Origin of the sequence: Pyramidobacter sp. C12-8, assembly GCF_002007215.1 — a bacterium.
Classification (GTDB): domain Bacteria; phylum Synergistota; class Synergistia; order Synergistales; family Dethiosulfovibrionaceae; genus Pyramidobacter.
In genome coordinates, this window is record NZ_MUHX01000125.1 from 1 (window position 1) to 234 (window position 234).

Here is a 234-nt window from a genome sequence, read left to right on the forward strand (position 1 = left end):
GTTGAAGTGAAGGTAAAGCTTCATGGAGGACCGAACCAGACGTCCGCTGAAAAGGGCGGGGATGACCTGTGGATAGCGGAGAAATTCCAATCGAACCCGGAGATAGCTGGTTCTCTCCGAAATAGCTTTAGGGCTAGCCTCGATTGAACATTACCGGAGGTAAAGCACTGAATGGGCTAGGGGCCGAGAGGTTACTGAACCCTATCAAACTAAGAATGCCGGATAATGATGATC

The 234-nt window shown here is 50.0% G+C and carries 1 rRNA gene; it reads left to right on the plus strand.

Annotated features, from left to right (window positions below):
- Positions 1–234: ribosomal RNA gene (locus B0D78_RS12310) — 23S ribosomal RNA — on the plus strand; the annotation flags it as partial.